Source organism: Mycobacterium sp. SMC-17, from assembly GCF_045310915.1.
Taxonomy (GTDB): Bacteria; Actinomycetota; Actinomycetes; order Mycobacteriales; family Mycobacteriaceae; genus Mycobacterium.
The window spans coordinates 1-5,851 of sequence record NZ_JBJIAK010000102.1; the positions used below are offsets into that span (position 1 = coordinate 1).

Here is a 5,851-nt window from a genome sequence, read left to right on the forward strand (position 1 = left end):
CACGAAAACCACTACCCAACAACACAACTCGGCATCACACCGAACCCACACCAATTACCACGCAAAATCCGGGCTAGACCGGCTGATCGAAGCGACCGTCGACGCGGTCCGCGTACCACGGACCGGCGGAGGTTAACCGGCCGGCGGCGGCCCCGGTGGACTTACCGGCGGCGGCCCGGGTGAAACGATCGGCGGTTGATCCGGCAAGACCTGTCCCAGCCCGGCCGGAATCGCAGTACCGGGCGGGGGCGCGGTACCAGGCAGCGGCTCACCGAGCTGATCCAGTGGCATCTGGCCGAGAAGCCCGCCTTTCAGACGGTCGTCGCTATACATCGCACGCAGGCGCCTGAGGTAGTCCAAGCCGGAGATGTCCGCATTCTCATCGCCCGGCGCCACCCCGAACATCGTTCCCTGGCCGGGCGCTGCGGGATCGACGTTCTGCGGGAGCAGGTAGGCGTTGTTGAACGCGTTGAGGTTCGGCGGCGTGCCTGGGGGGCCGCCCGGTGGCGAGGGAATTGGGTTCTGGCCCAGCATCAAGTCGTTGCCGACGGTCGGGTCGGGCATCTCGGGTAGGCCAAGAGGGCCGGCGGCAGGAGCCCCAATTTGCGCCAATCCCGAAAGCCCACTAGGCCCTAAAGGCGCGCCGATGATCGGTATCGTCGGCCCTTGCGGCGGCGGGACCGGAATCGCCGGATCAGCGGGCGGCGCGGGAGGGTCCGCAGCGGCGGGCGCCGCGTGGGCGACCGCCGCACCGACGGCGAGCGCACCGGCCACCACAATGCTCGCGATCACGTCCTTGGCGACCGCCCCGCGATCTCGGCTACTCATGGCTGGCGTCTCCTTCGGCTCGGATACCCACGCTCCACCTCTGATGTCAGACGGTCTTGGTGACGCCGTAGTAAGCGACGATGTCGTTGGTGTCCGCGGTCGAACTCGTCAATACCGCGAATGACCGCAGGAACGACTGACCGACGCAGCCGTCGATCTTGATGTGAACATCCTTGACGGTGACCCGGGCATCCTGGGCCTTGAACTTCTTCTTGGTCACCGAAACGGTGGTCACCTCGCCCGGCTTGGGCTGGACTTCAAACGTACCGCTGATCGGGAGCGAGGCGCCGGTAGGTACGAGACCCGCGAGCGTCGACCCCGACGTGCCAATGCCGATCTGGCCAGCCAGCCTGACCCTATCCAGTTCGATGCCGCAGCCGATCTGATAGCCGACCTCCAGCTTTCCGCCGTCCAACGTGGTGTCACCCGAGCCCGTGATCGACCCGGTAAACGTGGCGCCCACGAGGTATTCGCGCGACGACAGCGCGGTAGTCAGCGGCGCCACCGGCAGCTGGGTCTCGTTCAGCGCAGCCACCGTCAACTGCCAGCCGTCCGGGGTCGTGACGATTCCCGGCTGCTCCGACGGGACGGCGCCGGTGTCCGGCGGGGGACCGGCGTTTGCGACGGGTACCGGCGGCGGGTTGGGATCCGGCTCCGCCGCGGCGAGCGGAGCTGTCCCGGTCGAGACCAGCATGCAAACAGCGGCCAGAGTGGCTAAACGATAAAACATTGTGCGGGGGCGCCTCTCGTCGTCGTAATCCAAAGCAACTGTTCCGCCGAATGATCGATGGACCAGGTATCTAAACGGTGAACGGATGAACAACACTTGCCACCCGAAACTATCGAGTGCGCGTCTCTCAAGCTGGTAAGCCATTTCTGAAATGGATTCGCCGGATAACGGCACACGTGAACCATTGGCGCGGCTTGATCGCGCCGCGGCCAGCCGGCGACGCACCGTGACCCGCGGGACCGCTTCGGTCACTGCGCGATTGATCACGTCGGCGGACAGTTCAGGGCGTGACCACGGTGACGGATACGCCGGTGTCGGCGGGAGGCGAACCGGCGCCTCGATCCCTGAACCCACGAGGTCTCGCTGCATGAGCGGCTTTCGCGGCGGCACCAAATCGACGCCGGCACAGCCGCGCTTGCGAAACCGCATCACACGGCCTTGGTGACACCGAGATAGGTGATGACGTCCTCGGTGTTCTCGGTCGAGCTGGTCAACGTCGCGTACGACCGGATGAACGACTGACCGGCACATTGGTCGACGCCAATGCGGAAACCGGTGATCGTGACCCGCGTTTCTTTCCCCTCGAACTCTTTCTCGTCGACCGCAACCGTGGACACGGTGCCGGGACGGAGGTCTATTCTTCCCCGGTATGTGAGGTTCGGAGCGAAGGACGGATCGTTGCCAGCAAACGGTATGCGGATCGAAGGGGTAATACCGGCCCCGACAAGAGTTTCGATAGCATTTTGCGTAATGCCGCAGCCGATCTGATAGCCTGCCTCCAGTTTTCCGCCGTTCAGCTTTGTTTTACCCGAGCCCGTGATCGCCCCGGCGAACGTGCCGCCCACGAGGTATTCGCGCGACGCCAGCGAGGTAGTCAGCGGCGCCACCGGCAGCTGGGTCTCGGCCACCGCGGACACCGTCAAATGCCAACCGTCCGGGGTATCCAAGACCCCCGGTGCCGCGGACGGGACGGCGCCGTTGTTCGGCGGGGGTGGAGGTGCGGCGTTTCCCGCCGGCTCCACCGCGGGATCCGGGGGCGGTTCGGCCGACGCGAGTGGCGCAACCCCAACCGGGATCAGCATGCAGACGGCGGTCAAGGTGGCAAAACGATTCGGCATGGTCGCGGTGACGCCTCTCGTGGTCCGAATTCAAGGGAACTGTCGCGTCGTATGATTGAGTGGCCGAGTGTCCAAACGGTAAACGGACCGAAAACAGTTCATGCCACATACCCATCGAGAGCGCCTCTGGCTGTCCACAGCATCGAATGGACGCCGCACGGGCACCCAGCGTTGAGCGGCGGTTCATCATTTGGTGAGCTGTAGACTCGACCATTCGATATATACAACCATGCCTTGAACCTGATCATGAGAGCTCTCTGTCGATCACCGCGGCCTCGTATTCGCCTGACTCTGCTGTGGTCTCGCACGGAGAGCCGCTCAATGGCGGTGAGGGCAAGATCAGCTGGTCCGGTGGCGCGGCATCGCCCGCGATCAGGCCGACACGGCAGGAGGAATTGTTGAGGTCATCACATGTTTGCGAGCGCGGGTTGGCCGCGTCTCTCATCGCGTTTGGCATCGGGCTAGCGGTCGTCCCAACCGCATCCGCCGACCCCAACGACGCAGAACAGACGGACACGCCGGCTCCGGGTATGGTAACGGTCCCCGCGCCGACCTCGGACAACGTCAATCCCGCGGCGGCGGTGGCCTGCAAGCAGTTCGCCACAACGCTGAATTTCGCCGCGACCAATTACTCGGGTTTCGCCGACGCCACCGAAGGTACGGACCTTCCCGACTACAGAGATCCGACTGTCAGGAACAGTAACGTGACCGCTCGGACCGCGCTGCGGGAAGCGGCGGCCGCGGCCATGACCGCGGCGGCGACACCGGGTCTGCAGCCCGAGATCGCCGCGCCGATGCGGGCATGGTCAGTGGACGCGACGAAGCTCCTGTTGATCATGGGACTCCGCCGCGGCGGTGACACCCTTGACAATGTGGCCACCGAGCTCAACAACGACGCCTACAACGCCCAAACGGCATGTGCCGCCGCAGGAACGCACGCCTGAGGTTAGCCCCGTCGTCGTCAGAGGAGCTTGAACAAGAACGACTGCGTCCGTTCATGTTTGGGGTGAAGAGCACCTCGCCGAGGCTGCCTCTTCGAGAAGCATAGAGCGTCGGCTTCGACCCATCAGGGCGTGGATGAAAGTTGCCAGCAGCTCGCGCAGCACATCGGGGCGGCAGGCGGTGAGTCGATCAGCCAGCACAGCCGGCCTGTCAATATTGTGGCCAGTGGTCATCGCGTCGATTCCTTTGCTCGAGTGACTTTGGTCGGTCCCTCGACGAATCACGCGATCGCTCCGGCGACCATGCGCCCCGCACCCTCGCCCGAGTTGGCCCGCCGGCCCGCAACCGCATCCCGGCGATCAATCATCCGGGCCGGCGCAGATTCGTGAGACCGATTGGAGACCCCGCTGTCGAGGCCCGAGGGACTTACCCTGTTGGAAGAGTCAGTCGTTCGGCGCGCCGAGGTTTTCGACGTCGCTCTCTGTAATACGCAGTACCCGGCCCGAGGCGATATCGAAGAAGAGCCCCAATGTATCCAATCGCTGCTCTTCCAGAGCGGGACCCACCACGGGATGGACTTTCAAGTTCTGAATTTGCCAAGCGACGTTGACCATTGCCAACTGATCGCAGGCGTCATACCCCTGCCTGGCCGCCGCCCGGCCGACGGGGTGACCGGCGCGGAACGCGTCGAGGCTTGGCAGCGCCTGTTCGATCCATGCCGCGACAGCGGGGGGAATGCCGTCACGATGGCCAGCCTCGGAGAGCAATGCCGTCATCGCTCCGCATCTGGAGTGGCCGCAGATGATCATGGTGTTGACGTTCAACTCGATGATTCCGTACGCCAATGCGGCTTCCATCGACATGTCAGCGGCGTTCGGCTGAACGAGGTTGCCGAGGTTGCGCACGGTGAAAAGGTCACCGGGCCCGCTGGCGGTGATGACATTGGGCACCAAGCGAGCGTCTGCGCAGGTCAGGAACAGAGCGCGCGGTCGCTGCCCGCCGCGCAGCTCGTTGAAATGTTCGCGAAGCAGCGGGGCGTGTCGGCGATGGTAACGCGCGACGCCGTCCAACACCGGGGTGAGCATCGAACCGGTGTCCCCTGGGTGGTGGCCGTGAGAGCGCCAGGGCGATAGGCCGCGGGCTATCGCGCTGTGCGACCGGCGAATCGGCGGCCCTACGGTGGCCGCTGCCATCGCGCTCTCGCCGATTTCGTCGATGCAAACCGAGCCGCCAGCTAGGCGGTGCCGCCGAGCCCACTCCTCGATGGCCTCGTATGCGGCGTGATCAAGGAAGTCGACTGTGATCTCCACGGTGACCCGGCTGCCACGCGGAATTGAGGCCAGCACGCGCGATAGCCGCGGCAAGGAAAGGAAACTGAGGGCTCCTTCGAGTGTGAGACGCCATTCGTGATGCTCCTCGTCGATCGGTTCGGCATGTACTGAGGCGCGCACCACCCGCCACAACACCACGACGAGGGTGACGGCGACGCCGATGGCGACGCCTTCCAGCAGGTTCAGGAACAGAACTCCGGTGACTGTGATCGCATAAACAGCCAGGTCGCCGGTACGCCAGGCCAGCCGGATGTGTGCCAACTTGACCAACTGGATACCGATCACGATCAGCAACCCGGCCAGGGCGGCCTTCGGAATTTGTTGCACCAGACCGGCCAGCAACACGGAAAACAGCAGCACCCACACGCCGTGCAAAATCGACGAAGCCTGCGTGCGTGCACCGGCCGCCACGTTGGTTGCGCTGCGGACGATCACGCCGGTTACCGGCAGCCCGCCGAGCATCCCCGACACCATATTGGCCGCGCCCTGACCGATGAGCTCGCGGTTCAGATCGGCTTTCGGGCCGTTGTGCATCTTGTCGACCGCAACTGCCGAAAGTAAGCTTTCCACGCTGGCGATCAACGCGATGGTCAACACAGCCAGTACAAACGGCACCCAGGTGCCGTGCGGCAGAGTCGGCAAGCCGATCGCGTCGAGGATCGAACCGTTGAGTTCGATTCTGTCGGCGTTCAGCGGCGGCACGAACGATATCGCCGTCGCGGCGACGATTGCGACTAGCGGCCCGGGAAGTATTTGTAGCCGAGCCGGGCTTCGTTTCCAGCTCAGCATGATCGCGACGACAATGAGCCCTACAACGATGTCGCTTAGCCCGGATTTTTCGTGGAATGTTGACTGTGGGGGTGTGTAGATAAGCGAAAGTGCCTGTCCTGCAAGGAATAATT

The 5,851-nt window shown here is 64.1% G+C and carries 5 protein-coding genes and 1 pseudogene; 1 reads left to right on the forward strand and 5 read right to left on the reverse strand.

What is annotated here, in order from left to right; all coding sequences use genetic code 11:
• Nucleotides 1-132: 132 nt before the first annotated feature.
• From ACJH7A_RS29805 to ACJH7A_RS29815, 3 genes are all read right to left on the reverse strand, one after another.
• Complete coding sequence (locus ACJH7A_RS29805) at nucleotides 133-828, reverse strand: hypothetical protein (RefSeq protein ID WP_084377652.1); 696 nt, start codon at nucleotides 826-828, stop codon at nucleotides 133-135.
• A 46-nt stretch (nucleotides 829-874) separates the two neighbouring features.
• Nucleotides 875-1,558 carry an MspA family porin gene (locus tag ACJH7A_RS29810; protein ID WP_061004163.1) on the reverse strand — a complete coding sequence of 228 codons (684 nt, stop codon included), beginning with the start codon at nucleotides 1,556-1,558 and terminating at the stop codon, nucleotides 875-877.
• Nucleotides 1,559-1,986: 428 nt separating this feature from the next.
• Entirely contained in the window at nucleotides 1,987-2,466 is a 480-nt protein-coding gene (locus ACJH7A_RS29815) for an MspA family porin (RefSeq protein ID WP_371824528.1), read from the reverse strand.
• Nucleotides 2,467-3,104: 638 nt separating this feature from the next.
• On the opposite strand from ACJH7A_RS29815, the gene ACJH7A_RS29820 reads away from it, so the two are divergent.
• Nucleotides 3,105-3,620 carry a hypothetical protein gene (locus ACJH7A_RS29820; protein WP_406775975.1) on the forward strand — a complete coding sequence of 172 codons (516 nt, stop codon included), beginning with the start codon at nucleotides 3,105-3,107 and terminating at the stop codon, nucleotides 3,618-3,620.
• A gap of 98 nt (nucleotides 3,621-3,718) precedes the next feature.
• Here the strand turns inward: ACJH7A_RS29820 and ACJH7A_RS29825 are convergent.
• Nucleotides 3,719-3,851 (reverse strand): annotated as a pseudogene (locus ACJH7A_RS29825) (IS256 family transposase); the annotation flags it as partial.
• A 210-nt stretch (nucleotides 3,852-4,061) separates the two neighbouring features.
• Nucleotides 4,062-5,851, reverse strand: a 1,790-nt coding sequence (locus tag ACJH7A_RS29830) for a solute carrier family 23 protein (protein WP_406803261.1), incomplete at its 5' end; no start/stop codon positions are given.

Coding starts and splice junctions, on each gene's coding strand:
- ACJH7A_RS29805 (WP_084377652.1), bottom strand. CDS start 828: ATGAGTAGCCGAGATCGCGGGGCGGTCGCCAAGGACGTGATCGCGAGC.
- ACJH7A_RS29810 (WP_061004163.1), bottom strand. CDS start 1,558: ATGTTTTATCGTTTAGCCACTCTGGCCGCTGTTTGCATGCTGGTCTCG.